The organism is Actinobacillus vicugnae (assembly GCF_901687125.1).
Classification (GTDB): Bacteria; Pseudomonadota; Gammaproteobacteria; order Enterobacterales; family Pasteurellaceae; genus Actinobacillus; species Actinobacillus vicugnae.
In genome coordinates this window covers 148,585-174,024 of the sequence record NZ_CABFJY010000033.1, presented here as the reverse complement: position 1 = coordinate 174,024, position 25,440 = coordinate 148,585, and the positions used below count along the sequence as shown (strand labels likewise).

At 38.5% G+C, this 25,440-nt stretch carries 25 protein-coding genes and 1 pseudogene; 12 read left to right on the top strand and 14 right to left on the bottom strand.

Going from position 1 to position 25,440, the window contains the following annotated elements:
* Positions 1 to 9 precede the first annotated feature (9 nt).
* The 5 genes from apt to F8M47_RS08035 form a co-directional block, all read right to left on the bottom strand.
* A complete protein-coding gene (apt, locus tag F8M47_RS08055; protein WP_150539599.1) occupies positions 10 to 549 on the bottom strand; it encodes an adenine phosphoribosyltransferase in 540 nt (179 codons plus the stop codon).
* Between the two features lie 245 nt (positions 550 to 794).
* A complete protein-coding gene (locus tag F8M47_RS08050; protein ID WP_150539598.1) occupies positions 795 to 1,550 on the bottom strand; it encodes a metal ABC transporter ATP-binding protein in 756 nt (251 codons plus the stop codon).
* A gap of 1 nt (position 1,551) precedes the next feature.
* On the bottom strand, positions 1,552 to 2,448 hold the full coding sequence (locus F8M47_RS08045) for a metal ABC transporter substrate-binding protein (RefSeq protein WP_150539597.1): 897 nt from the start codon (positions 2,446 to 2,448) through the stop codon (positions 1,552 to 1,554).
* 64 nt (positions 2,449 to 2,512) lie between these two features.
* Positions 2,513 to 2,848: a TusE/DsrC/DsvC family sulfur relay protein gene (locus tag F8M47_RS08040; protein WP_150539596.1), complete on the bottom strand. Its 336-nt coding sequence runs from the start codon at positions 2,846 to 2,848 to the stop codon at positions 2,513 to 2,515.
* Positions 2,849 to 2,900: 52 nt separating this feature from the next.
* Positions 2,901 to 3,566: a Bax inhibitor-1 family protein gene (locus tag F8M47_RS08035; RefSeq protein WP_150539595.1), complete on the bottom strand. Its 666-nt coding sequence runs from the start codon at positions 3,564 to 3,566 to the stop codon at positions 2,901 to 2,903.
* A 180-nt stretch (positions 3,567 to 3,746) separates the two neighbouring features.
* Here F8M47_RS08035 and pgsA point away from each other — a divergent pair, with 180 nt between their 5' ends.
* The 10 genes from pgsA to F8M47_RS07985 all read left to right on the top strand — a co-directional run bounded on the left by pgsA (position 3,747) and on the right by F8M47_RS07985 (position 16,121).
* Entirely contained in the window at positions 3,747 to 4,298 is a 552-nt protein-coding gene (gene pgsA, locus F8M47_RS08030) for a CDP-diacylglycerol--glycerol-3-phosphate 3-phosphatidyltransferase (protein ID WP_150539594.1), read from the top strand.
* Between the two features lie 133 nt (positions 4,299 to 4,431).
* The gene (locus tag F8M47_RS08025; RefSeq protein WP_150539593.1) at positions 4,432 to 6,408 is read left to right on the top strand and encodes a TonB-dependent receptor domain-containing protein; all 1,977 of its coding nucleotides are present in this window, start codon (positions 4,432 to 4,434) and stop codon (positions 6,406 to 6,408) included.
* Between the two features lie 165 nt (positions 6,409 to 6,573).
* The gene (uvrC, locus tag F8M47_RS08020) at positions 6,574 to 8,406 is read left to right on the top strand and encodes an excinuclease ABC subunit UvrC (protein WP_150539592.1); all 1,833 of its coding nucleotides are present in this window, start codon (positions 6,574 to 6,576) and stop codon (positions 8,404 to 8,406) included.
* 150 nt (positions 8,407 to 8,556) lie between these two features.
* The gene (locus tag F8M47_RS08015) at positions 8,557 to 9,849 is read left to right on the top strand and encodes a nucleobase:cation symporter-2 family protein (RefSeq protein WP_150539591.1); all 1,293 of its coding nucleotides are present in this window, start codon (positions 8,557 to 8,559) and stop codon (positions 9,847 to 9,849) included.
* Positions 9,850 to 9,970: 121 nt separating this feature from the next.
* On the top strand, positions 9,971 to 10,288 hold the full coding sequence (gene trxA, locus F8M47_RS08010) for a thioredoxin (RefSeq protein ID WP_005597935.1): 318 nt from the start codon (positions 9,971 to 9,973) through the stop codon (positions 10,286 to 10,288).
* 175 nt (positions 10,289 to 10,463) lie between these two features.
* On the top strand, positions 10,464 to 11,654 hold the full coding sequence (gene hflK / locus F8M47_RS08005) for an FtsH protease activity modulator HflK (protein ID WP_150539590.1): 1,191 nt from the start codon (positions 10,464 to 10,466) through the stop codon (positions 11,652 to 11,654).
* A 2-nt stretch (positions 11,655 to 11,656) separates the two neighbouring features.
* A complete protein-coding gene (gene hflC, locus F8M47_RS08000; protein ID WP_150539589.1) occupies positions 11,657 to 12,544 on the top strand; it encodes a protease modulator HflC in 888 nt (295 codons plus the stop codon).
* 203 nt (positions 12,545 to 12,747) lie between these two features.
* A complete protein-coding gene (locus tag F8M47_RS07995; protein ID WP_150539588.1) occupies positions 12,748 to 14,046 on the top strand; it encodes an adenylosuccinate synthase in 1,299 nt (432 codons plus the stop codon).
* Between the two features lie 102 nt (positions 14,047 to 14,148).
* Positions 14,149 to 15,597, top strand: coding sequence for a tRNA uracil 4-sulfurtransferase ThiI (thiI, locus tag F8M47_RS07990; protein WP_150539587.1), 1,449 nt, complete (start codon positions 14,149 to 14,151; stop codon positions 15,595 to 15,597).
* 83 nt (positions 15,598 to 15,680) lie between these two features.
* Entirely contained in the window at positions 15,681 to 16,121 is a 441-nt protein-coding gene (locus tag F8M47_RS07985; protein ID WP_150539586.1) for a GNAT family N-acetyltransferase, read from the top strand.
* A gap of 162 nt (positions 16,122 to 16,283) precedes the next feature.
* Here the strand turns inward: F8M47_RS07985 and F8M47_RS12385 are convergent.
* Positions 16,284 to 16,467, bottom strand: a pseudogene (locus F8M47_RS12385) (nuclear transport factor 2 family protein); the annotation flags it as partial.
* A gap of 168 nt (positions 16,468 to 16,635) precedes the next feature.
* Positions 16,636 to 17,178: a carboxymuconolactone decarboxylase family protein gene (locus F8M47_RS07980; protein WP_150539585.1), complete on the bottom strand. Its 543-nt coding sequence runs from the start codon at positions 17,176 to 17,178 to the stop codon at positions 16,636 to 16,638.
* A 168-nt stretch (positions 17,179 to 17,346) separates the two neighbouring features.
* Between F8M47_RS07980 and F8M47_RS07975 the strand changes: the two genes are divergently transcribed.
* Complete coding sequence (locus F8M47_RS07975) at positions 17,347 to 17,937, top strand: Maf family protein (protein ID WP_150539584.1); 591 nt, start codon at positions 17,347 to 17,349, stop codon at positions 17,935 to 17,937.
* 57 nt (positions 17,938 to 17,994) lie between these two features.
* Here the strand turns inward: F8M47_RS07975 and F8M47_RS07970 are convergent, their stop codons facing one another.
* The 6 genes from F8M47_RS07970 to yajC form a co-directional block, all read right to left on the bottom strand.
* The gene (locus F8M47_RS07970; RefSeq protein WP_150539583.1) at positions 17,995 to 19,296 is read right to left on the bottom strand and encodes an NCS2 family permease; all 1,302 of its coding nucleotides are present in this window, start codon (positions 19,294 to 19,296) and stop codon (positions 17,995 to 17,997) included.
* A gap of 169 nt (positions 19,297 to 19,465) precedes the next feature.
* Complete coding sequence (gene ftnA / locus F8M47_RS07965) at positions 19,466 to 19,963, bottom strand: non-heme ferritin (RefSeq protein ID WP_150539582.1); 498 nt, start codon at positions 19,961 to 19,963, stop codon at positions 19,466 to 19,468.
* Positions 19,963 to 20,469, bottom strand: coding sequence for a non-heme ferritin (ftnA, locus tag F8M47_RS07960; protein ID WP_150539581.1), 507 nt, complete (start codon positions 20,467 to 20,469; stop codon positions 19,963 to 19,965). Before ftnA (F8M47_RS07960) ends, ftnA (F8M47_RS07965) begins: the two co-directional genes overlap by 1 nt.
* Before the next feature lie 158 nt (positions 20,470 to 20,627).
* Positions 20,628 to 21,599 carry a protein translocase subunit SecF gene (secF, locus tag F8M47_RS07955; protein WP_150539580.1) on the bottom strand — a complete coding sequence of 324 codons (972 nt, stop codon included), beginning with the start codon at positions 21,597 to 21,599 and terminating at the stop codon, positions 20,628 to 20,630.
* Positions 21,600 to 21,609: 10 nt separating this feature from the next.
* The gene (secD, locus tag F8M47_RS07950; RefSeq protein WP_150539579.1) at positions 21,610 to 23,457 is read right to left on the bottom strand and encodes a protein translocase subunit SecD; all 1,848 of its coding nucleotides are present in this window, start codon (positions 23,455 to 23,457) and stop codon (positions 21,610 to 21,612) included.
* Between the two features lie 24 nt (positions 23,458 to 23,481).
* Entirely contained in the window at positions 23,482 to 23,778 is a 297-nt protein-coding gene (yajC, locus tag F8M47_RS07945) for a preprotein translocase subunit YajC (protein WP_005597904.1), read from the bottom strand.
* Positions 23,779 to 23,970: 192 nt separating this feature from the next.
* Between yajC and F8M47_RS07940 the strand changes: the two genes are divergently transcribed.
* On the top strand, positions 23,971 to 24,531 hold the full coding sequence (locus F8M47_RS07940) for a YtfJ family protein (protein WP_150539578.1): 561 nt from the start codon (positions 23,971 to 23,973) through the stop codon (positions 24,529 to 24,531).
* A gap of 61 nt (positions 24,532 to 24,592) precedes the next feature.
* On the opposite strand, the gene ubiG is transcribed toward F8M47_RS07940, so the two are convergent.
* A complete protein-coding gene (gene ubiG, locus F8M47_RS07935; protein WP_150539577.1) occupies positions 24,593 to 25,303 on the bottom strand; it encodes a bifunctional 2-polyprenyl-6-hydroxyphenol methylase/3-demethylubiquinol 3-O-methyltransferase UbiG in 711 nt (236 codons plus the stop codon).
* Positions 25,304 to 25,440 lie beyond the last annotated feature (137 nt).

Below are 25,440 nucleotides of genomic sequence, written 5' to 3'. Positions count from 1 at the left end.
TAGAAATGATTAATGACCAGCAAATTCAACTAATGTGAATGATTTGATACCTGCTTGTTCTAGGCGTTCTTTTCCGCCTAAATCTGGTAACCAAATGACAAATGCTGCGTGTTCTACTTTACCACCTAAGCGGCGAATCAATTTTGCAGTTGCATCAATAGTTCCACCTGTTGCAAGTAGATCATCTACAACTAATACGTTGTCACTTTCTTTTACTGAATCTAAGTGAATTTCAAGTGTGTCTTCACCATATTCTAAAGAATAAGATTGTGAAATCACTTCACGTGGTAATTTTTTCGGTTTACGAACTAATACGAAAGGCACGCCTAATGCAAGTGCAACAGGTGCGCCAAAAATAAAGCCACGCGATTCTGTGCCTACTACTTTTGTGATGCCTTTATCTTTAAATTCAGCGACGATTGCATCGACGGTTGCTTTAAATGCTTCTGGCACTTCTAATAATGAGGTAATGTCACGGAAAATAATCCCTGCTTTGGGATAGTCAGGAATAGATTTGATAGATGATTTGATTAAATCTAATTGATTCATTGTTAGACCTTAAAAAATAGCAAAATAACCTGAGGAATTTAGCAAAATTGAGCAAAATTACAAGGGAAATTTCAGCAAACTAGCGTATTTCTCTAAAAAATACGCAAATAAAAGAATACGATAAGCTTATATTTTTTGCGATAAATGTGCAGATAAGCGGTTATTTTTAGTGATTTTTTTGCAAAAAAGAGAGAAAAAGACCGCTTGGATATAGATAAAATCTGATTACGGTCTTTTTAAATGAGTTAGCGCATATCTTTAGCTAAGTAATGAAGAATGCCACCAAACACTTTTTCTAAATTTTCAGTGGTAAAGGCAGTCTTAGTTTTTCCTGCCGCCAGCAAAGTACGATTTATCATCAATACTTGATCGCAAAAGCTAGGTACGCTATTTAAATTGTGAGTAGAAACCAAGATTAGATGGCCTTCACTGCGTAATTGTTGTAGCAATTCAACGATCGCATTTTCAGTTTTAACATCAACGCCTGTAAATGGCTCGTCCAATAAGATAATTTGGCTTTCTTGTGCCAATGCTCGAGCGAGGAAAACACGTTTTTTTTGTCCGCCAGAAAGTTCGCCAATTTGGCGATCTTGTAAATGGTGAATATCTACACGTTCCATTGCTTGCATAACTTTTTGCTTATCTAAAGCAGATGGGCGACGTAGAAAACCCATATAGCCATAACGTCCCATCATGACTACGTCGTAAACCGACACAGGAAATTGCCAATCCACATCTTCACTCTGTGGAACATAAGAAACTAAGTTCTGTTTAAGTGCTTTTGCAATAGGCATATGGTTTAATTGAATAGTACCCGTTTGAGGTTTAACTAATCCCATTAAACTTTTAAATAAAGTGGATTTACCGCCACCATTTACCCCAATTAAGGCGCAAATGGTGCCGTTTTCAAGTTGAAAAGAAACGTCATGTAAGGCTAAATGCCCGTTGTTATAACGGACACTTAGCTTTTCTACGGAAATAGAGGTTGGAGTTAATGCCATTTTATTGTTTACTTTTTTCAAAACCATCAACAATTGTGCTGATTGTCACTTTTAATAAATCTAAATAAGTTGGAACCGCTCCATCTTTCGTTGAAAGTGAATCAACGTATAATACACCACCATATAATGCGCCTGTTTCTTTTGCTACTTGTTTAGCTGGTTTATCTGAAACCGTACTTTCGCTGAATACGACAGGAATATGATTTGCTTTTACGCCATCAATAACTTTTTTCACTTGTTGAGGTGAGCCTTGTTCTTCAGCGTTAATCGCCCATAAATAAAGCTCTTTCAATTGATAGTCTTGCGCTAAGTAACTAAATGCTCCTTCACTGGTTACTAACCAGCGTTGCGCTTCAGGGATAACAGATAAACGTTGGCGTAGTGGTTCGGCAATTGCTTTCACTTTTTCAGCGTAAGCTTGGGCATTTTTATTATAGCTTTCAGCGTTTTTTGGATCATATTTAACTAACGCAGCACGAATATTTTCAATATATTGCAATGCATTAGTGGATGACATCCAAGCGTGCGGATTTGGTAAGTTTTTGTATTCGCCTTCCGTAATCGCAATTGGTGTAATACCTTCTGTTACCACAACAGCAGGCTTACCTTTTACGTTTTCAAAGAAACGCTCAAACCAACGTTCTAAATTCATGCCATTCCATAAGATCAGATCCGCTTTTTGTGCTTTAGCAATATCTTTAGGAGTAGGCTGATAATCATGAATTTCTGCGCCAGGTTTGGTGATTGATTCAACAACGGCTTTATCACCCGCTACATTTTGCGCAATATCTTGAATCACGGTAAAAGTGGTTACTACTTTAAATGGCGCTGCCATAGCGAGTGTAGCGGTCATACCTAATGCTACAACAAATGCTTGTTTTAAAAATGAAAGTTTCATAGTTTCTCCTTTAATATGAATATATTTATCTTGTCAATTGAGAATAAATCTCAATTAATTATGATTATAAACATTTTATGGGTTTAGGTAAACCAGCGATTTTGGTAGCTTGTTTTGCGGGGCCATTAGGAAATAAACGTTGCAAATAACGGCTATTTCCTTTCTCTTCACCAAATTTTTGTGCCATGGCTTTTACTAACATACGAATAGCAGGCGAAGTTTTATATTCTTGGTAGAAAGCTCGTACTAAAACGATAATTTCCCAATGTTCATTGGTGAGGGTAATTTGTTCTTGTTTAGCAATTTCAATAGCAAGTTCTTCTGACCAATCAGAAAGATTGATTAAATAACCAGATGCATCGGTTGGATATTTTTGTTCGTTTAATTCAATATAATTCATAATATAAAAAAAGTGCCACTAAAGTGGCACTCAGTCTTAAATTTATTTATAACTAGTCATCACTACCCAATACGCCAAAAATTTGTAATAGGCTTAAGAATAGGTTGTAAAGAGATACATATAAATCCACTGTTGCGCGAATATAGTTTGTTTCGCCACCGTGAATAATATTGCTGGTTCCGAGTAAAATCGCACCGCTTGAGAATACGACAAATAATGCGCTCATTGCGAGACTTAATGCAGGGATTGCTAAGAAAATGTTAGCAATGATACCAACAAGCAATACAACGAATAATGCCACCATCATACCTGATAAGAACGACATATCTTTTTTCGTGGTAAGAACATAAGCTGAACAAGCGAAGAAAACTAATGCGGTTGCGCCTAGAGCAAGCACTACAACATCGCCTAAACCTGCGCCGATATAGCGGTTTAAAATTGGACCTAGGGTGTAACCTAAAAAGCCAGTTAAAGCGAAAACGCTAAGGATGCCTGCACTACTATTTGCAGTCGCATTCGTTAAAAATAATAAACCATAGAAACCAATTAATAGTCCCCACCATGGTAATGCAGGTGCGTTCATTGACATTGCAATAAATGCAACAACAGCTGAAAAGGCTAACGTCATTGAAAGCAATAAATAAGTATTACGTAATACTTTGTGAGTGCTAAGCAGTGATTCACTACCTGTTGCACCCGTAATTACACGATTTTCCATACTATTTCCTTTAAGTTAAGTAAAATTGTGATTCATATATGGACAAACTTCCATAAATCAAGTGTAAATTAGCGACAAATTTGCCTAAAGTCAATTGACTTTATCTATGCAATAGTTAAAAATTTTCTTATGAGTGTGGTACACTCTCATTACTAATATTTACTTTGCAAACACTTCTATATGAAACTAAATTTCCCTACCTACTTAACCTTATTTCGGGTCATGTTAATCCCTTTATTTGTTATTGCGTTTTATTTGCCTGTGGGTTGGTATGCACCTGAAATTTCCACTCTTATTTTCTTTATTGCTTCTATTACTGATGCTTTTGATGGCTATTTAGCCCGTAAATGGAACCAAACGACACGTTTGGGGGCTTTTTTGGATCCTGTGGCAGATAAAGTCTTAGTCGCTGTCGCATTAGTTTGTGTGGTGGAGTATTATCACACTTGGTGGATTACTATTCCTGCTGCAATTATGATTGCGAGAGAGATTATTATTTCTGCATTAAGAGAGTGGATGGCAGAATTGGGAGAGCGTGCGAGCGTAGCAGTTTCCGTATGGGGTAAATTTAAAACTACTGCACAAATGTTAGCGCTTGGCGGAATGTTATGGCGATTTAATTTCGCAATGGAGGTGCTTGCTTGGATTCTACTTTATATTGCTGCGGGTCTTACACTCTGGTCGATGTTTCAGTACTTAAAAGCAGCAAAAGGTAGTTTATTGAAATCATAATTATAAATTTTAATAGATAAGGCGGGATAAAATCCCGCCTTTTGTTTATGTAAATTACATATTTAATTGAAATGATAATTGTTTTTATTTAATCTGTATAGGGAAACTTACTACAATTAAAAGGAGACAAAAAATGCATAAACATAAAAAAACAATCTTTCCACTGAGCGTTATAAGCTTAGCTGTTGCTAGCTATGCTTCTGCGCATTCAACCCATTTGGATACTGTGGAGGTTCACGCCCAACCAACAGTAAATCATACCCGCAATATCAGTAACCTACGTGAATTATTAGCGAATCGAACCGATGTAAATATTGGTGGAGGGAGCGTTTCTGCTCAATATATTTCGATTCGAGGTGCTGGGCAGGATCGTATCGGTATGCTGATTGATAATACTTCAACCAATACGCAACAATGGTACCATCAAGGACGTTTTCAGTTAGATCCGTCGATGGTGAAATCAATTAAAGTAGATAAAGGTGCGGGTGCTGCAAGTGCGGGAATTGGTGTAACTGATGGCGTGATTCGTGCCGAAACTGTTTCAGCAAAAGATTTACTTAAACAGGGTCAGTCACTAGGTGCGAGAATTGGCTCGGAATATAACAGTAATAGAGGTATTAATGGCTCATTTTCTGTTTATGGACAAGAGTCTGGCTTAGATGTGTTATTACTAGGAAGCTGGGGAAATGATAAAAACTACAAAGCTGGGCGAGGTTATTTAGATGCAGTAAATACCAATAGCCGAGTGGTAAATAATACCACTCGTCGCCAAGGGAATTACTTAGCAAAATTTGGCTATGATTTAAATGAAAATCATCGTATTGGATTCAGCTTCCGTCAGGAAACATTTTATGGAAGTGGTCAAGATCGTTTTGAAATGATCTTCAATGGTCGCCCAGTCAATGCAAATACGACAACTCGCACTTACAATTTGGATTATGCAGCGAAAAATCTTGGTTTTGTACGAGATGTTAAGGCGAATGTATTTTACATTGCAGGAACAGATAAGCGCGAAGACTACCAAAAAGACAAATTAACAGGCTATCAACGTCGTTCAGAAACCAATACCACTGGGGCTAATTTAGGCTTTACCAGCGAATTGTTCCACGATCACTTATTGAAATACGGTGTGAATATTCGTAAAGAGAAAACCGAGAGTCAAAATTCATTTGGTCATATCAAGGGCGAAAAAAAAGCAGAATACGGCTTATATGCTGAAGGTATTTGGTCGTTAGGCAAAGTAGTCACTTTAACAACGGGGCTTCGCTATGATTATTATGCGTTAGATACCGCAGGAAAAGTGGATAAAACAGGCGCACCGCTTGCGGGTAAAAAATCGGTTTCGGATAATAAATTGAATCCGAGTTTTGGCTTAATTTGGGATGTAACGCCTAATTTTGCCTTAAATGCTAAATTAAATTATGCTAGCCGTAGCCCATTATTAGCTTCTGCTTACACTGTGACCGATAACCGTGGCTCGTTAGATAAGGCGAGAGGTTTACGCTTTATTGATCCGAATTTAAAAACGGAACAAGCACGCTTAGCCGAAGTTGGCTTTGAATGGAATTATGCGAATGTTACACTCAAAGGTAACGTGTTTGAGCAAAAAGTTAAGCATTTTTATCAAACAACTAATGGCGTAATCAGCAATGCAGGTACATTAACTACGAAAGGCTATGAAGCAGAATTAGATTATCAGTTAAATGGTTTAAAATTGACCGCTGGTGTATCCTATGCGGATCCTAAAACAGATTTTCTGATTAGTAATGATCCGTTGAATATTATTCCGCAAGGCCGTCAATGGAGCATGGGAATTTCGTATAAATTTATGCAACCAAGTTTAGAGATTGGTTGGTTAGGGCGTTATGCGCAATCTAAAGAATATCAAGCGGTTTCTCGTGCTAAGGTAGAAACCCAAAAACGTATTGGATACGGTGTGCACGATATTTTTGTAAACTGGCAGCCGCTTGATCAAGATAACTTTAACGTGAATTTCACGGTTAAAAATATCGGCAATAAATTCTATCGTAGCCATAGCCAAAGAAATACAGCAGTAACGCCACCAAGTCCAGGACGTGAATTTAAATTAGGTGTAAACTATAGCTTCTAATCTATTTGCGAATCAGCTAACTATTTTGCAAAAGCGGTTATATTTATAACCGCTTTTTCAGTTTATCTATAAGGCTAAGTTGCTGAAGCCTTGGCGGAAGTACCCTAATTGTCAAATATTCGTTATCATAGAGCTTATTTATTTTTTAACGCGATACGAGTTTTTATGTTTGATGCCAAAGCTTTTCTTGCTGATGTGCCTCACCTTCCAGGTGTTTACCGAATGTATGATGAAAAAAACATCATCATTTATGTTGGTAAGGCAAAAGATCTCAAAAAGCGCTTATCTAGTTATTTTCGTAGCCAACTTTCTAGCAAAAAAACAGAAGCATTGGTTGCTAATATTCATCACATTGAAACCACCATTACGCATTCTGAAACAGAAGCGCTATTGCTGGAACACAATTACATTAAAGAAAATCAGCCTAAATACAATGTGTTGTTGCGTGATGATAAATCCTATCCATATATTTTATTAACTAAACACAAGCACCCTCGTATCACCTCGTTTCGAGGAAGTAAAAAAATTGTAGGTGAGTATTTCGGCCCTTATCCAAATGCGGGAGCAGTGCGTGAAACGTTAAATTTACTGCAAAAGTTATTCCCCATTCGTCAATGTGAAGACAGTTATTATAAAAATCGTTCTCGCCCTTGTTTGCAATATCAAATTGGGCGTTGTCTTGCGCCTTGTGTAGAAGGCGTTTATTCACAAGAAGAGTACGATAATCAAGTAAACCTTGTTCGACTGTTTTTACAAGGTAAAGACGGGCAGGTGATTGAGCATTTAGTTCAGAAAATGGAAAAGGCAGCTGAGGCGCTTGATTTTGAAGGTGCAGCACGTTTTCGTGATCAAATTCAGTCGGTGCGAGCGGTACAAGAAAAGCAATTTGTATCAAATGAACGTTTAGATGATCTCGATATTATTTCAATTGCTTATCAACACGGCATTGCCTGCGTACATATTTTATTTGTGCGGCACGGAAAAGTGTTGGGTAATCGTTCTTATTTTCCCAAAGTTCCGAATAATACCGATTTAACTGAATTAGCAGATACTTTTATTGGGCAATTTTATTTGCAAATGAATCAGCATCGCACCATTCCAAATCAAATTATTCTTGATCAGCCGTTAAGTGAGGCAAACGCGCTCGCCAATGTTTTGTCGGAACAGGCAGGGCATAAGGTTAGCATTGCCGATAGAAATATCCGCGGTGATAAAAGCCGTTATCTTGCATTGGCAAAAACCAATGCTGAAGCGGCATTAACTTTACAGTTAAAACAAGATAGCAATATTCGCCACCGCTATGACGAACTCAAAGCGGTATTAAATGTGGCAGAGATCAAGCGGATGGAATGTTTCGATATTTCGCATACGATGGGAAATCAAACGGTAGCGTCTTGCGTTGTATTTGATGAAAACGGCCCGCTAAAATCAGATTATCGCCGTTTTAATATTGAAGGTATTACAGGCGGAGATGATTATGCAGCCATGGAACAAGCATTGTTAAAACGCTATAACCGTAATTTAGAGGCTGATAAAATCCCCGATATTATTTTTATTGATGGCGGTAAAGGGCAACTTAATCGAGCATTGGAGGCGTTTGCATCGTTAAATGTGAATTGGGACAAGCGTAAACCATTGTTAATTGGCGTGGCAAAAGGTGTGGAAAGAAAAGCAGGGCTAGAAACTTTATTGATCAGCCGAGCGGACAAGGAAATGCATTTACCACCAGATAGCCCTGCATTGCATTTGATTCAACATATTCGAGATGAATCACATAATCATGCGATTACAGGACACCGTAAAAAACGCCAAAAAGCTTTTACTGAAAGTGGATTAGAATCGATTGCAGGAGTAGGTGCTAAACGACGTCAAGCACTACTCAAATACCTTGGTGGTATGCAAGGCGTGAAAGCAGCAACATTAGAAGAAATTCAATCTGTGCCAGGTATTTCTAAACAACTTGCTGAAGTGATTTTTGACACATTACAAAATAGCTAAATGGCGTAAGCGGTCGAATTTATGGTTTTTTTTGCAAATTGTCGCCCAAACTTGACCGCTTGTTTTTACTACAATATGTGATAGCAAACGTTTGCGTAATCGTTTGCTAGAATATATAATTCGCCCCAATTTTTTTATTTTGAGGCATTTATGCAAAACTTACGTTATCCAGTTGATTCCAAACCTCCTTTCGGATTAACCCTTCTACTTGCGGCTCAACATTTATTGGCTGCGCTTGGCGGTATTATCGCCGTACCACTTGTGATCGGTAATGTTCTTAAATTACCTACGCCAGATACGATTGTATTAGTGAATGCAGCATTATTAGTTTCAGGTATTGTGACCATTATTCAATGTCAAGGGATTGGTCCAATTGGTTTACGTTTACCGAGTGTAATGGGAACCAGTTTTACTTTTGTGGCAGCAGCACTTGCGATTGGTTTTAGTGAACATGGTGTAGCAGGTATTATGGGCGCTTCATTAATTGGTTCACTGGTGATGATTATCGGTAGCTTTTTTATGCCATACGTACGTAAATTGTTTCCGCCTGTGGTAACGGGCGTTGTGGTGATGATGATTGGTTTGAGCCTCATCCCAGTAGCTGTGGATTGGTTTGCGGGCGGTCAAAAAGGCGATGCACATTATGCTGAGCCTGCCAATCTTGCGATGGCAACTTTTGTATTAGTGCTAGTGGTGATCCTTGTACAATGGGGTAAAGGTATTTTCTCGGCGGCCGCGATTGTTATTGGTATGATGATTGGCTATGTAGTGGCATTAGCGCTTGGTTGGATCAATTTTGAAGCGGTCAAAAATGCAGAAACTTTTGCAATTCCTCAACCGTTGCATTTTGGCTTAGCTTTCCCGATTTCAGGTATTATTGGTATGTCGATTGCTTATTTAGTGACGATCGTTGAATCAAGCGGTAACTTTTTAGCGTTAGGTAACGCAACCCAAACTGAAATTACAGGTAAACATCTACGTGGTGGTGTTTTGTGCGATGGGTTAGGCTCTGCTTTCGCAGCGATTATGTCTACTACACCATTTTCTTCATTTGCACAGAATATCGGAGTGATTTCACTCACTGGCGTAGCGAGCCGTTATGTCGTTACCATTATGGGAATATTACTCGTACTTGCTGGCGTGTTCCCTTGGTTTGGCGCATTAATCGTTTCGATTCCAAGTCCTGTATTAGGTGGCGCTGGCTTGATGATGTTTGCGATGATTATCGCAGCAGGTATCCAGATGCTGGACAAAGTAGAACGCTCAAAACGCAATGGGTTAATTATTGCGATTTCAATCGGTTGTGGTTTAGCGGTGACTACTCGCCCAGAATTGTTAGATAAATTACCGAGCTTCTTCAAAGAAGTCTTTGGCTCAGGAATTACAGTTGGCTCGTTGCTTGCGCTAGTGTTAAATCTCGTTTTGCCAGAGGATAAAGAATAAATAATTAGTGCAATTGGAAAAACTTACTTGAAATTGAGTAACTGAAGCCTTATCTTACGAAATAACTTAACGCCACGGTCAAGTGGCGTTTTCTTTTTAGATTAAATTAAGGAAACAAATTATGACTTTACAAGTTACAGATGCAACTTTCGAACAAGAAGTTTTAAAATCAGATGTACCAGTATTATTAGATTTCTGGGCGCCATGGTGTGGTCCTTGCCGCATGGTTGCACCAATTTTAGATGAATTATCAGAAGAGTTTGCAGGTCGTGCAAAAATTGCTAAGGTAAACGTAGATGAGAACCAACAGATCCCAGCACAGTTTGGTATCCGTTCAATCCCAACGTTAATTCTTTTCAAAAATGGTGAAGTGGTTGCAACGCAAGTAGGCGCATTACCAAAATCACAATTAAGTGCATTTGTTGAGCAAGCACTTTAATACTCATTTAAAAAAGAGGGCGAATTTTGTTCGCCCTTTTCATTTGCAAAAAAATTGTTAAAAAAGACCGCTTTAGGGGAATAAAGCCTAGCAATATCAGGCGCAAATAGGTACAATCCTCCAGTTACACATTTTTACAATTTGTAAGAGTAGATTTTATTCTTTGGAGAAATTTATGTCGTGGAATGAATCAGGCAATCAGCAAGACCCATGGGGTAAACCAGGTCAAAAGAAGCCTGAACAACAAGGTTCACAACAAGAGCCAAATAAGCAAAATAATCGCCAAGAGCCACCTGATTTAGAAGAGGCTTTTAGTTCGTTATTAAAGAAAATGGGAGGGAATAAAGATAACAATTCTTCTCCTTCGCAAAATTTTGGTAAATTTCTACCGCTTGCTTTAGTTTTCGCTGCTATTGTATGGGGCGTTTCGGGCTTTTATACGGTTAAAGAAGCGGAACGTGGCGTAGTAACGCGTTTCGGTAAATTGAATGATATTGTAATGCCTGGTTTAAACTGGAAACCAACGTTGATTGATGAAGTCACGCCAGTGAATATTGAGCGAGTTTCTGAACTGAAAACCAGTGGCTCAATGCTTACCCAAGATGAAAATATGGTGCAGGTTGAAATGACCGTGCAATACCGTGTAGAAGATCCCGCTAAATACCTCTTTAGCGTGCGTGATGCGGACGATAGCTTAAAACAAGCGACCGATAGTGCATTGCGCTATGTAATCGGTCATATGTCGATGGACGATATTTTAACTACTGGTCGTGCAACCGTGCGTGAAAAAACTTGGCAGGCGTTACGTGATATTATTAAAACCTACGATATGGGCTTATTGATCACAGACGTAAACTTCCAATCTGCACGCCCGCCAGAAGAAGTAAAAGATGCATTTGATGATGCGATTAAAGCGCAAGAAGATGAACAACGTTTAATTCGTGAAGCAGAAGCCTATGCTCGTGGACGTGAGCCAATTGCACGAGGTCAAGCGCAACGTATTGTTGAACAAGCAACTGCTTATAAAGCTCAAGTCGTGTTAGAAGCGCAGGGTGAAGTAGAGCGTTTTTCGAAACTTTTACCAGAATATAAAGCGTCACCGAAAGTAATGCGTGAACGCTTATATATCGAAAGCATGGAAAGAGTTATGAAAAATACACCGAAAGTAATTATGGATGGTAATGGTAATAATTTAAACGTATTACCAATGGATAAATTATTAGCAAAGCCGACCGCTTCTGTAGCGGCTACACAGCTAGCGCCACTTGTGGTTCAGCAACCACAAGTGGTTCAACAGCAACCTGTTCAACCGCATTCTGTACCAAGTACACAAAATGCAGAACCAGTTCGTAAAGGGAGATTTTAATAATGCGTAAATTATTATTACCTATTTTAGCGCTAGCTGGTTTTATCGTGCTTTCATGTGTGACAATTGTGCCAGAAGGCTATCGAGGCATTATGTTGCGCTTTAATAAGGTGCAGCGTGATGCAGAGCAAAAAGTGGTGGTTTATGCACCAGGCTTACACTTTAAAGTGCCATTTATTGATAGTTTAAAAGTATTGGATGCGCGTATCCAGATTTTAGATGGTCAAGAAGATCGTTTCGTTACCGTTGAGAAAAAGGACTTATTAGTTGATTCGTATGTAAAATGGCGAATCAGTGATTTTGGTCAATTTTATACGGCAACAGGTGGTGATGCACAACGTGCATCAGATTTATTACGCCGTAAAGTTGGCGACCGTTTACGTTCTGAAATTGGTTCTCGTACAATTAAAGATATTGTTTCGGGTTCCCGTGGTGAATTAATGGCGGGTGCACAAAAAGCCTTAAATGACGGTGATGACGGTGCAGAAAAACTTGGTATTGAAGTAGTTGATGTACGTGTAAAACAAATCAACTTACCAAATGAAGTTTCATCTTCAATTTATCAGCGTATGCGTGCAGAGCGTGCAGCTGTTGCAAGTGAACACCGTTCGCAGGGTGAAGAAAAAGCAGAAATTATTCGTGCTGAAGTAGATAAGAAAGTGGTGCTTATTGAAGCTCAAGCGAAGAAAACTGCTGAAACTTTACGCGGTGAAGGTGACGCACAAGCGGCAAAAATTTATGCAGACGCATTTAGCCAAGAACCAGAGTTTTACAGCTTTGTGCGTAGCTTAAAAGCATATGAAAACAGCTTTGCAAAAGAGCAAAGTAATATGATGCTACTTAAATCGGACAGTGACTTTTTCCGCTTTATGAAAGCACCTACAAAATAATTGTATCTATAAGACCCGATCTTTATCGGGTCTTTGATTTTTTTATTTATCACAGCAAAATAGAACATAACGAAATAAGCGGTGTGAATTACCAATTTTTTTGTAAATTTTCAGCCCAAATTTGGCCACTTGTAGTGGATATGTGTTTCTATATTTCCGTGGTTATATTCATTCAATTCAAGGCTAACTAAAGAGGCATTCCTATGGGTAAAAGTGTTGCTATTCTCGGCGCTCAGTGGGGCGATGAAGGGAAAGGTAAAATCGTAGATTTATTAACTGACCGTGTAAAATATGTGGTTCGTTATCAAGGTGGTCACAATGCGGGACACACCTTAATTATCAATGGTGAGAAAACTGTTCTTCGTCTTATTCCAAGCGGTATTTTACGTGATAATGTGACCTGTTTAATTGGTAACGGTGTGGTGCTTTCTCCAGAAGCATTAATGAAAGAAATGGGTGAATTAGAAGCACGTGGAATCAACGTTCGTGAGCGTTTAAAAATTTCAGAAGCTTGCCCATTGATTCTTCCTTATCATGTTGCAATGGATCACGCACGTGAAGCAGCATTAGGTAAAAACAAAATTGGTACAACAGGTCGTGGTATTGGCCCTGCTTATGAAGATAAAGTAGCACGTCGAGGTTTACGTGTAAGCGATTTATTCGATAAAGAAGCGTTTGCTGAGAAATTAAAAGATATTTTAGATTACTATAATTTCCAATTAGTACACTACTATAAAGTTGAGCCAGTAGATTTCCAAAAAACATTAGATGATGTATTTGCGGTTGCTGATGTAATTAAAGGCATGGTGGCAGATGTAACGACATTGTTACACGAAGCGCGTAAAGAAGGTGTGAATATCTTATTTGAAGGCGCACAAGGCACTATGTTAGATATCGACCACGGTACATATCCATTTGTAACCAGCTCAAATACGACTGCGGGCGGTGTTGCGACGGGTTCTGGTTTTGGTCCTCGTAATCTTGATTATGTATTAGGTATTATCAAAGCATACTGTACTCGAGTAGGTAGCGGTCCATTTACCACAGAATTATTTGATAATGTTGGTGCGGAAATTGCACGTAAAGGTAATGAATTTGGTGCGGTAACGGGGCGTCCTCGTCGTTGTGGTTGGTTTGATGCGGTAGCTGTACGCCGTGCAGTACAAATTAACTCAATTTCAGGCTTCTGTATGACAAAATTAGATGTATTAGATGGCTTTGAAGAGTTAAAAATTTGTACCGCTTACAAAATGCCAAATGGTGAAATTGTAGAATATGCACCAATGGCAGCTAAAGATTGGGAAGGTGTAGAGCCAATTTATGAAACGCTACCAGGCTGGAGTGAAAATACCTTCCGTGTAACAAAACGTGAAGAGTTACCACAAGCAGCGTTAGACTATATCAAACGCATTGAAGAGCTTGTTGGTGTGCCAGTAGATATCCTTTCAACAGGTCCAGACCGAGTTGAAACAATGATCTTACGCGATCCATTTGCTGCGTAATGTTGTTTAAATTTTAAGTTGTTTTCTTACCACGGAAAACACGGAGTTCACGGGATTTTCTGTGTATTCTGTGCTTTCCGTGGTTATTCTTTTAGTTGAACTATGAAATTTATTATTAAACTTTTCCCTGAAATTATGATTAAAAGCGATTCGGTTCGTAAACGCTTTATCAAAATTTTAACCTCAAATATTCGTAATGTGTTATTACGTGAAACGGAAAATGTCGCAGTCATTCGTAACTGGGACTTTATTGAAGTGCGTGCCAAAGTCGCAGAAGAAGCACCAATGGTGTTAGATTTACTCAAGCGCACACCAGGTATTCACCATATTTTAGAAGTGGAAGAAATGCCATTTAGTACCATGCACGATATTTTTGAAAATACGCTAGCAAAAGTGCGTGATGAATTAGAAGGTAAAACGTTCTGCGTACGTGTACGCCGTAAAGGTAAACACGAATTCCACTCGTTAGACGTAGAAAAATACGTGGGTGGTGGCTTAAATCAACATATCGAATCGGCTCGAGTAAAACTTACTAAGCCAGATGTGACAGTGCGAATTGATATTGACGGCGATAAGATGTTGTTGATCAACGCACGTCATGAAGGTTTAGGTGGTTATCCAATTGGTACGCAAGAAGATGTGTTATCACTGATTTCAGGTGGCTTTGATTCGGGTGTTTCAAGTTATATGTTGATTCGCCGTGGCTCTCGAGTGCATTACTGCTTCTTTAATTTAGGTGGTGCAGCGCATGAAATAGGTGTGAAACAGATGGCATATCATATTTGGAGCCGTTATAGCACCTCGCACAAAGTGCGTTTTGTTGCAATCAACTTTGAAAATGTGGTCGGCGAAATTTTAGAGAAAGTCGATAATGGTCAAATGGGGGTGGTGCTAAAACGTATGATGGTGCGTGCGGCAAGCAAAATTGCTGAGCGTTTTGATATTCAAGCAATTGTAACGGGCGAAGCGCTAGGGCAAGTTTCTAGCCAAACACTCACCAATTTACGTTTAATTGATAAAGTGTCTGATACATTAGTGCTACGTCCATTAATTACACATGATAAAGAGCAAATTATCGCCATGGCGAAAGAAATCGGTACCGATGATATTGCCAAATCAATGCCGGAATTTTGTGGCGTGATTTCAAAAAATCCGACAGTGAAAGCCGTTGAAAGCAAAATTGTTGAGGAAGAAGGTAATTTTGATTTTGCAGTGCTAGAACAAGCGGTCGAAAATGCACAGTTCCTTGATATTCGTGAAATTGCTCAGCAAACCGAACAAGAGGTTGTCTCGGTTGAAACCACTTCGGCATTGACGGAAAACGATATTATTTTAGATATTCGTAGCCCAGAAGAAACCGATGAAGCGCCATTTGGTTTAGCAGGTGTGGAAGTGAAATTAATGCCGTTCTACAAACTTTCGAGCCAGTTTGCAACATTAGATCAATCGAAAAACTATTTACTTTATTGCCAGCGTGGGGTAATGAGCAAATTACAAGCGCTTTATCTTAAAGAAAATGGTTTTAGCAATGTAAAGGTGTTCCGTTTCTAAAGGTAGGCTTTTGTAAGCGGTTATTTTTGGTTAAACTTTTGCAAGTTTTTACTGAAAATGACCGCTTATTTATAAGAAAGATTATGGAAATTCGTCTATTACAATCATCAGATTACGCAGGTTGGTATACGTTATGGCAGAAATATTTACAATTTTATCAAACCTCATTATGTGATTCGGTTTCGAATGAAACATGGCGGAAGGTTACTCAAACGAAAACTGTAAAAGGATTCGGTGCTTTTAATGAGCACGGTCATTTATTAGGATTTACTCACATTGTGATTCACCCTAACACATGGAACAATACCGATAGTTGCTATTTAGAAGATTTGTTTGTAAGCGAAGAAGCAAGAAGAAAAGGTGTGGCCCGACAATTAATTGAAACAGTTTATCAATATGCTACAGATAATCAATTAAACCGAGTTTATTGGCTAACAGCTCAAGATAATTTACAGGCTCAGGCATTGTATAATCAAGTAGCAAGGAAAACAGGCATGATTCAATATCGTCGTGATTTTACTTAAATGAGAGATAAATTAAGCGGTTTATTTTGCAAATTTTTACGAAATGATGTAGCAAATGCACAAAAATGCGAATTTGTTTCAATGATATAGAGACGGGTTCTGTGTAATTGTTACATGATACCGAAATTTTTAGTAAAAATAGACCGCTTATTTATTGAGAGATTAGAACATACTACGACCGCTTTCGGTTTTTTCTGAAACAGGTTGGATTACATCCCTGTGCTCAACAATTTTACCGCTTTGATCAAAGCGGTAAATCCACCATGGCTTCCCTTTTATTTTGTGCGTTTAATTTACTATGCACATATAACACCACTAAATTTCCTTCAGTAACAAAATGCTTTAGAGCTAACTAGTCTTCATCACAAATGACACAAATACCTAGCTCAATTTCATATTAGTGGACGGAGGTATTGCGATGTTGCTTAAGTATTGGGTGAGCGATTATTTAGCGGAAAAGATGGAGATTAAGCGGATAACAAGAAGGTGCGCTGTAGCGCACCCTTAATTTGCACTATGCAAAGTCTTGTAATTCTAGATTGATTGGCGTTTCTGCAATGTTATTTACGTAGTTACATAAAGTTGCAAGGCTTACTCCTAAAATCACATCAATCGCATTTTGTTGGTTATAACCTGCATTGAAAAACGCTTGTAATTGCGCATCCGTTAATTTTGCTTTTTGTAACATTACTGCCAGCGTGAAACGCGCCAAAGTATCTAATTTGGGATCAGAAATACGTGCGGTAGCGCGAATTTGATCAACGATTTCTTTTGGTGCATTTAACGCTTTTAATGAAATTTTAGTATGACCTGCAACACAGAAACCACAGCCATTTACTACTGCAGCGGTAATTTGTACCACTTCACGCTCAAGTGCTGTTAAGCTATTACGACCATTAATGCCACCTACGGTGCGGTAAGTTTCTAATGCAGTTGGCGCATTGGCTAATACGCCGATTAAGTTTGGAATAAAACCATTAGCTTGCTGTACAGCTTTTAATGCTTCTTGTGTGGCTTCTGGTGCGGTTTCGATAGTATGAATTTGAAATTTTGACATGTATAAGTTCCTTTATCCTAAGCAGTCTTGATAGATTTAAATCTATTTTGTGGAATAATAAAGGTTAACTTCCCTTAAATGCAAAGTTTTTTGAACAATTTTCTGATATTAATCCCTCTTTGATATAACAAAAAATTCTATAAGAAATAATAAAAAGGATAGACGCCAATGAAAAATCAACCGATATACCTCGCATCAAATAGCCCTCGTCGTTGGGAATTATTACAAAACTTAGGTTTGAATTTACTTCGTCTAGCGAGTGAAATTGATGAAACCCCACTTTTAAACGAAAAGGCTTCGGAATATTGCTTGCGTATTGCACAGCAAAAAAATCAAGCCGCACAAGAGGTCAGAATGGCACAAAATTTTGCTGAATATCCGATATTAACCGCAGACACGACCGTCTCAATTGATGGGAAAATTCTGGGCAAGCCTAAAGACGAGCAAGACGCTTTTGCGATGTTAAAAATGCTTTCAGGTAGAACACATCAAGTATTCACCGCCGTCTGTGTCAGCTATCAAAGCAAACAATTTGAATGTTTGCAAACCAGTGAAGTATGTTTTCGAACATTAACTGATGCAGAAATTCATGCTTATATCGCAACGGGAGAACCGATGGATAAAGCGGGCGCTTATGGTATTCAACAGTTAGGTGGAGTATTTGTGGCGCAATTATCAGGCAGTTTTACGGGGGTGATGGGCTTGCCAGTGTGTGAAACGGCAGAATTGTTAAAGCAGTGTGGTGTGCAAATTTTATAAAAAATTTGACCGCTTGTAAGGTAATAAAAAAGCCTTACAAGCGGTCTTTTTTTGAGATTAAATTGCTAATTCAAATGCATAGAATGCAACGAGAGCAATGGCAATAATTATCGTGCCAATATTCAGTTTTTTAAATTCACCTGAAATAATTCGACCGATAACTAAGGTTGCAAAGCCTAACATAATCCCCGTTACGATATTTGCCGTTAATACAATAAATACTGCACAAACTAAGCCAGACATTGCGCCGATAAAGTCATCAAAATCAAGTTTTGATACATTGCTTAGCATTAATAAACCTACGTACATTAATGCAGGTGCTGTTGCATAATTGGGTACTAAGAAAGCAAGCGGTTGGAAAAATAGCATTAATAAAAAACCAATCCCCACCACTACGGCAGTTAAACCTGTTTTACCACCTACTGCTGTGCCTGTTGCTGATTCAATATATACCGCAGCAGGCGCTGTACCGAATAAACCAGACAGCACAGAACCTAATGAGTCTGAGGTTAAAGCCTTATCACCATTGATAATTTGACCGTCTTTATCTAACAGGTTTGCTTGGCCTGCCACCGCACGAATTGTACCTGTCGCATCAAAGATTGCTGTCATCACTAAAGCGAATACCACAGGAAGAATTGCTGTATTTAAGGCTCCTATCACATCTAGATTTAAGAATTGAGAGTTTTCGCCGAAGCTAGGCATTTTGAAAAAGCTTATATATTTTACATTCGGGTCAAAAATTAACGCGATAATGGTAATCGCAATAATCACCCAAAGGATTGAGCCTTTCACTTTTAAGCGTTCTAAACCAATGATTGCGGCTAAACCAAGTAGCGCCATAATGACAGGGAATGAAGTGAAATCACCCATTTTTACAGGTAAGCCAGCCTGATTACCAACCACTAACCCTACGCCATTTGCTGCGATTAACAGTAAAAATAAACCGATACCGATACCCGCACCATGTGCAATGCTTGCAGGAAGGTTACGTAAGATCCATGCTCGAACACCTGTTACCGAAATAAGCGTAAATAGCACCCCCATCAGGAAGATTGCACCAAGGGCGACAGGAGTTGAGATACCTTGACCAAGCACTAAACTAAAAGCGGTAAATGCGGTTAAAGAAATTGCACAGCCAATTGCCATTGGCGCATTTGCCCATAAACCAATTAAGATTGAACCTAAGCCAGAAACTAAACAAGTTGCAATAAATACTGACTCGGCTGGGAAACCTGCTTGACTTAACATGCCTGGTACAACAATCACCGAATAGACCATCGCTAAGAACGTGGTTAAACCCGCAATAATTTCTTGGCGAGTGTTGGCGCCACGTTCTTCAAACTTAAACAAAGACATAAAATGAAAACCTCAAATAAACAAATAGAAATTTTAAGCGGCGAATTTTACCGAAAACTGCTTCAATAAGCAAACGTTTGCGTAAGCGCAATAAAATAAGCGGTCAAATTTCCGCAAAAATTGGTGATATGCAAAAAATGAGGGAAATTTGACCGCTTGTAATAGCGAATTAGTGCGAGCCAGCAAGCTGTTCTAAATCTTTGTCAATATAGTATAAAGATTTGCCATCTTCGCCTAATAGTTTGAATTTATTTAAAATTGAATTAAATAGAAATTCTTCTTCATGCTGTTCTGCGACATACCATTGTAAGAAGTTAAATGATGAATAATCTTTTGCATCAAAGGTTACTTCTACTAATTTATTGATGGAAGCCGTCACATGTTTTTCGTGATCTAATACAATTTCAAATAATGATTTTAATGAATCATATTCAGCTTTTGGTGATTCAATTGTATAGATTTCTGCAAGTGAACCTGTTTCGTTTAAATAAGTAAATAAACGACGCATATGTTCCATTTCTTCTGTTGCGTGTGCTTTTAAAAATTTTGCTGCACCAGGGAAACCATTGTTATCCGCCCATGCCGACATTTGTAAATACACATTTGAAGAATAAAATTCTAAATTTAATTGGTCGTTTAAATGTTTGATGATTGCTGGTGATAACATTATGCTGCTCCTTGTGATTGATCTAAGGTTTCTAAGTCTTTATCGATAAAGTAGAGTGATTTATTGCTTTCGCCTGCCACTGCAAACTTATCTAAAATTTCACCGAATAATTTTTCTTCTTCATGTTGTTCCGCAACATACCATTGTAAGAAATTAAAGGTTGAATAATCTTTTGCTGCGAAGGTTACTTCTACTAATTCGTTGATTTTAGCTGTAACGTGTTTTTCGTGCTCAGATACCACATCAAATAATTCTTTAAGTGACGAATATTCTTTGCGAGGAGCTTCAATTTGACCTAATAATGGCATTGCGCCTGTTTCACACACATAATCAAATAATTTTTGCATATGCTCTAATTCTTCATCGGCGTGACGAAGTAAGAAATTTGCTGCACCAGCAAAACCGTTTTTTGAACACCATGCAGACATTTGTAAATAAACATTTGAAGAGTAGAACTCTAAGTTGATTTGTTCATTGAGTTTATCAATGATTTTTTGCTGTAACATTTTACACCTCTATTTAATATTAAAAATTTGTTAAATAATGAGAGTTAATTTCATTCCGAAATCTAGATACGACAAAGGGGCGGAAAAATTTCCACCCCTTTGAATAATTGTATTAATTATACTCACTTTTTTACCAAGAGGCTACCCCCTCTTAGTAATTAGTAATCGATAAATGCTTGTTGATCTGCACCTTCTTTTTCTACTACTGGTTTCACCATGTGTTCACGGTTTAAACCAAGTTGCAATGCGACACCGATTGCAATATAGATTGATGAATAAGTACCGAAACCGATACCAATTAATAATGCTAGTGAGAAACTATGGATGGTAGGACCACCAAACCAATATAACGCTGCGACCACGAATAATGTGGTTACTGAGGTCATTAATGTTCTTGAAAGCGTTTGACTTAATGAAATATCAATCACTTCTTGTGAAGTTACACGGCGAATTTTACTAAAATTTTCACGCACTCGGTCAAATACCACGATCGAGTCATTCAATGAATAACCTACTACCGACAGAATTGCCGCCACAAAGGTAAGGTCGATCTCAATCTGTAAAAATGAGAAAATACCGATAGTAACTAATACGTCGTGGAATAATGCCAGAATACCGCCGATGGCTAAACGGATTTCGAAACGAGTACCGACATAAAGTAACAACATTCCAAGTGTAGCAAGCGTTGCCCAAATCGCACCTTGAGTGAGTTCTTCACCTACATTTGGTCCTACGAATTCAACACTTTTAATCGTTGCAGCAGGGTCAAGATCTTGGTGGACAATATCCATGATCTTATTACCTAACGACATATCGCCTGCAGATGCAGGTAAACGAATCATTAGCTCTTTTTGGCTACCTGTAGTTTGTACTAGTGCATTGCCGTAACCGTTTTGCTCCAACAAAGCACGAACCTTACCTAAATCGGCAGGTTGTGAGAATGTGGTTTCAATTACAGTACCACCTGTAAAGTCTAAACCCCAGTTAAATCCTTTGGTCACGATAGAGAAAATACATAATGTCGTCACGATTAATGAAAATACGAAACCGACATAACGATATTTCATAAATGGAATTAGTTTATACGGCAGTTTAATTTCTGACGCATCTTTTTCTTGCATAGTTGCCATTTATTCCACCTTAAATCCAAAGTTTTTTCACACGTTTATTGCCACCGTAAACCCAGTTAACGAGCATACGAGTACCAGTAATTGCAGTGAACATTGAAATCATTACCCCTAGTGCAAGTGTAATTGCAAAGCCTTTTACAGGGCCTGTACCCACCGCATAGAGTACTAAAGAGGTTAAAATTGTTGTTAGGTTCGAGTCAAAAATCGAAGTAAACGCGCCATTATAGCCTTCGTGAATTGCTTGCTGTACTGAACGTCCGTTACGTAACTCTTCTTTAATACGCTCGTAAATCAATACATTAGCATCCACTGACATACCAACCGCAAGAACGATACCCGCAATACCAGGCATGGTTAGCGTTGCGCCAACGAGTGACATTAAACCAATAGTTAAAATCATATTTACGGTAAGGGCTGCAGAAGCGAATACACCGAACATTTTATAGTACACTAAACAGAAAATGATCGTTAAAATTAGACCATACATTCCTGCTTCCATCCCTTTCGCCACATTATCCGCACCGAGGGATGCACCAATTGTACGTTCTTCTACAATTACGATTGGTGCAATTAATGCACCTGAACGTAATAATACCGCAAGATTTTGTGCTTCAGCAGGTGAGTTAATACCTGTGATTTGGAATTGGCTGCCAAGACGAGAGTTAATCGTTGCAACGTTAATCACTTCTTCATGTTTTTCTAAAATGACTTTACCGTGAGCGTCTTTACGTCCTGAATCTTTAAATTCGCTATAAAGGGTTGCCATCGGTTTACCAACAGCACTTTTGGTAATTTCAGACATCATATTACCGCCTTCAGCATCAAGGTTGATACTTACTTGCGGTAAACCACGTTCGTCTTTACCTGAGGTTGCATCAATAATATGTTCACCACCTAAAGAGGGTTTACGGCGTAATACTACAGCGCCACCATCACGGCTAAATTTTAGCTCTGAATCTGCAGGCACAATACCGCGTGAAGCAGACTCAACATTGGCATCTGCATTGACTAAACGGAATTCCAGTGTTGCGGTTGCGCCAAGAAGTTCTTTTGCACGCGCCGTATCTTGCACACCTGGCAATTCAACTACAATACGATCGGCACCTTGACGCTGAATGGTTGGCTCAGAAACACCGAGTTCTTCCACGCGTTTACGCAAAATAGAAAGGTTTTGCTCAATTGCCATATCTCTTGAAGCAGATAAACCATCTGCAGAAGGAGAGAATGATACCGTTGTTGTATCAATAAATGCAGCTTCTAAAGTAGTATATTGGCGACGTACAAAACGAACTGCTTTATCTGCTGTGTCAGCATCAGCGAATTCAATGATAGTTGCAAAATTTTCGCCTTTTTTGACCGCTTTATACTGTAGTTTTTCTTTGCGTAATTCGCTACGAAGGCTGTCTTGCAAGCTTTCTTGCTGTTTAGTGAGAGCCGTGTTCATATCAACTTCCATGAGGAAGCGCACACCGCCTCGTAAGTCTAAGCCTCGCTTCATTGGACTACCGCCAATATCGGTTAGCCAACTAGGCGTCGCAGGTGCAAGGTTTAACGCAACCGAAAATTTGTCACCTAATACTTCAGAAATTTTTTCTTTGGCAGGTAATTGTTGTTCATCATTTTCAAGACGCACTAAAATTGAGCCGTTCTCTAGAACGGCTGATTTTGGTGTGATATTCATTGATGACAATGTTCCCTGTACTTGAGCGAGGGTTTCGCTCGTGGCTTCTTGACCTCGAGTACCAGATATTTGTACCGAAGGATCTTCGCCATATAAGTTTGGAAGAGCGTATAAACCACCGATGAGTATCACAATAATAATCATCAGGTTCTTCCATAATGGGAAACGATTTAACACAATAAGTCCCCTAAGGTAGGAAAATTAAGAAAGGGCTTTCATTTGACCTTTTGGTAATACCGCAACCACGTAGTTACGAGAAATCACAACTTCTGTTGTGTCGTTTAATGCGATAACGATATTTTCGTTTTCTGCACTTACTTTAGTGATACGACCGATTAAACCACCGTTTGTTAATACTTCATCGCCTTTTGCAAGGTTAGAAAGTAAATCACGTTGTTGTTTTTGGCGTTTTGCTTGTGGACGATAAATCATAAAGTAAAAAATAAGACCGAAAACTGCTAAAATTACGATCATTTCTAATCCGCCGCCTTGTTGCATAAAAGCTCCTTAAATCAATGAGTTAGTGTTTAAAAATGAAAATCCCACAATCAATGGGAAAGTTGATGGTTAAAATAGCATAAAATCACGCATTTAACGAGTAGAAAATTTTAATGCTGTGTCGCTAGTTTTAAAGTAATATAGCAATATTGTGCTTATTTTTAATATTTCAATTCACTTAAAGGGGAACAAATGAAAAAATTTTCTCAACTAGCGGTCGTTTTTGGTCTATTTTTTGCAAATGTGGCTTTTGCACATCAGGTTCAGTTAAACAATGTACTTCCTGCGGTAACCGTCGCAAAAGATGGCGAACTCACGTTAAAAGGCAAAGATGTCAGCTATAAAACTTGGGCAAGTAATAGCCTTGCTGGAAAGGTGCGCGTGGTTCACCATTTTGCAGGTAGAAGTAGCGTCAAAGATAAAAATAAAGCGTTGATTGATGCGATTAAAAATGCAGGTTTTGATCGTGCAAAATACCAAACAGTAACGATTGTGAATGCAGATGATGCGATTGTTGGTACGGGTGTTTTTGTAAAAAATAGCGTGGAAGACGGCAAATTGGAAAATCCACACAGCCAAGTAGTATTAGATCAAGCGAGTAGTGTAAAAAATGCGTGGGGCTTAAAAGCGAAAGAAAGTTTTATTGCTGTGTTGGATAAAGCAGGTAAGGTACAGTTTGTTGCAGAAGGAAAATTATCACCTAATCAGGTTCAGCAAGTCATTGATTTAGTTAAGCAATTAACCAGTAATTAATAAAGTGAGGGCGTTTTAAAACGCCCTCTTTTTTGGTAAAAAATTAATGAGATTTGACCGCTTATTCGGCGTGTAAGCAAGCAATATAGTTACAGCTTACATCATTATTTAGCCAGAATTTTTCCGTCAATGGATTAAAATGATAACCTTTCATTTCTTGGCAACGTAATTGCGCCTGATCACACCAATTTAGCAATTCTGCTGGTTTAATAAATTTTTCAAATTTGTGCGTGCCTTTCGGCAACATTTTGAGTATGTATTCGGCACCTACAATCACTAACATATATGCTTTGAAAGTACGATTGATCGTGGAGAAAAACAGCACGCCATTTGGTTTAAGTAAGGCTTTACAGCTTTGAATAATGGATAATGGATCTGGCACGTGTTCTAACATTTCCATACAAGTGATGACATCAAACTTCTCTGCCTGACAGGCGGTCTGATTTTGTACAAAATCTTCAATGGTGGTTTGTTGATAATCAATAGTTAAGCCATGTTGTTGGGCGTGCTGGCGAGCAACTTCAAGGGGGTCATTAGTCATATCAATCCCCGTAACATTTGCCCCTGCTTTTGCCATTTCTTCGCTTAAAATACCGCCACCACAACCAACATCAAGCACTTTTTTGCCAAATACACCGTTAGCTTTCTCTTGAATATAAGCAAAACGCAGTGGATTAAGCAGGTGAATCGGTTTAAAACTACCGTTCGGATCCCACCAAGTTGTTGCCATTTTTTCAAATTTATCAAGTTCTTGTTGGTCAATATTACGCATTACTGCCTCTGGAAATAGGAATAAAAAAGTCAAATTGCAAAATAAATGCCAAATTTGACCGCTTCCTTACATTTTCAACTTTCAATTTTCAACTTTCAACTGTTTTTTTATGCTATAATCGCCTGAATTTTTCGCCC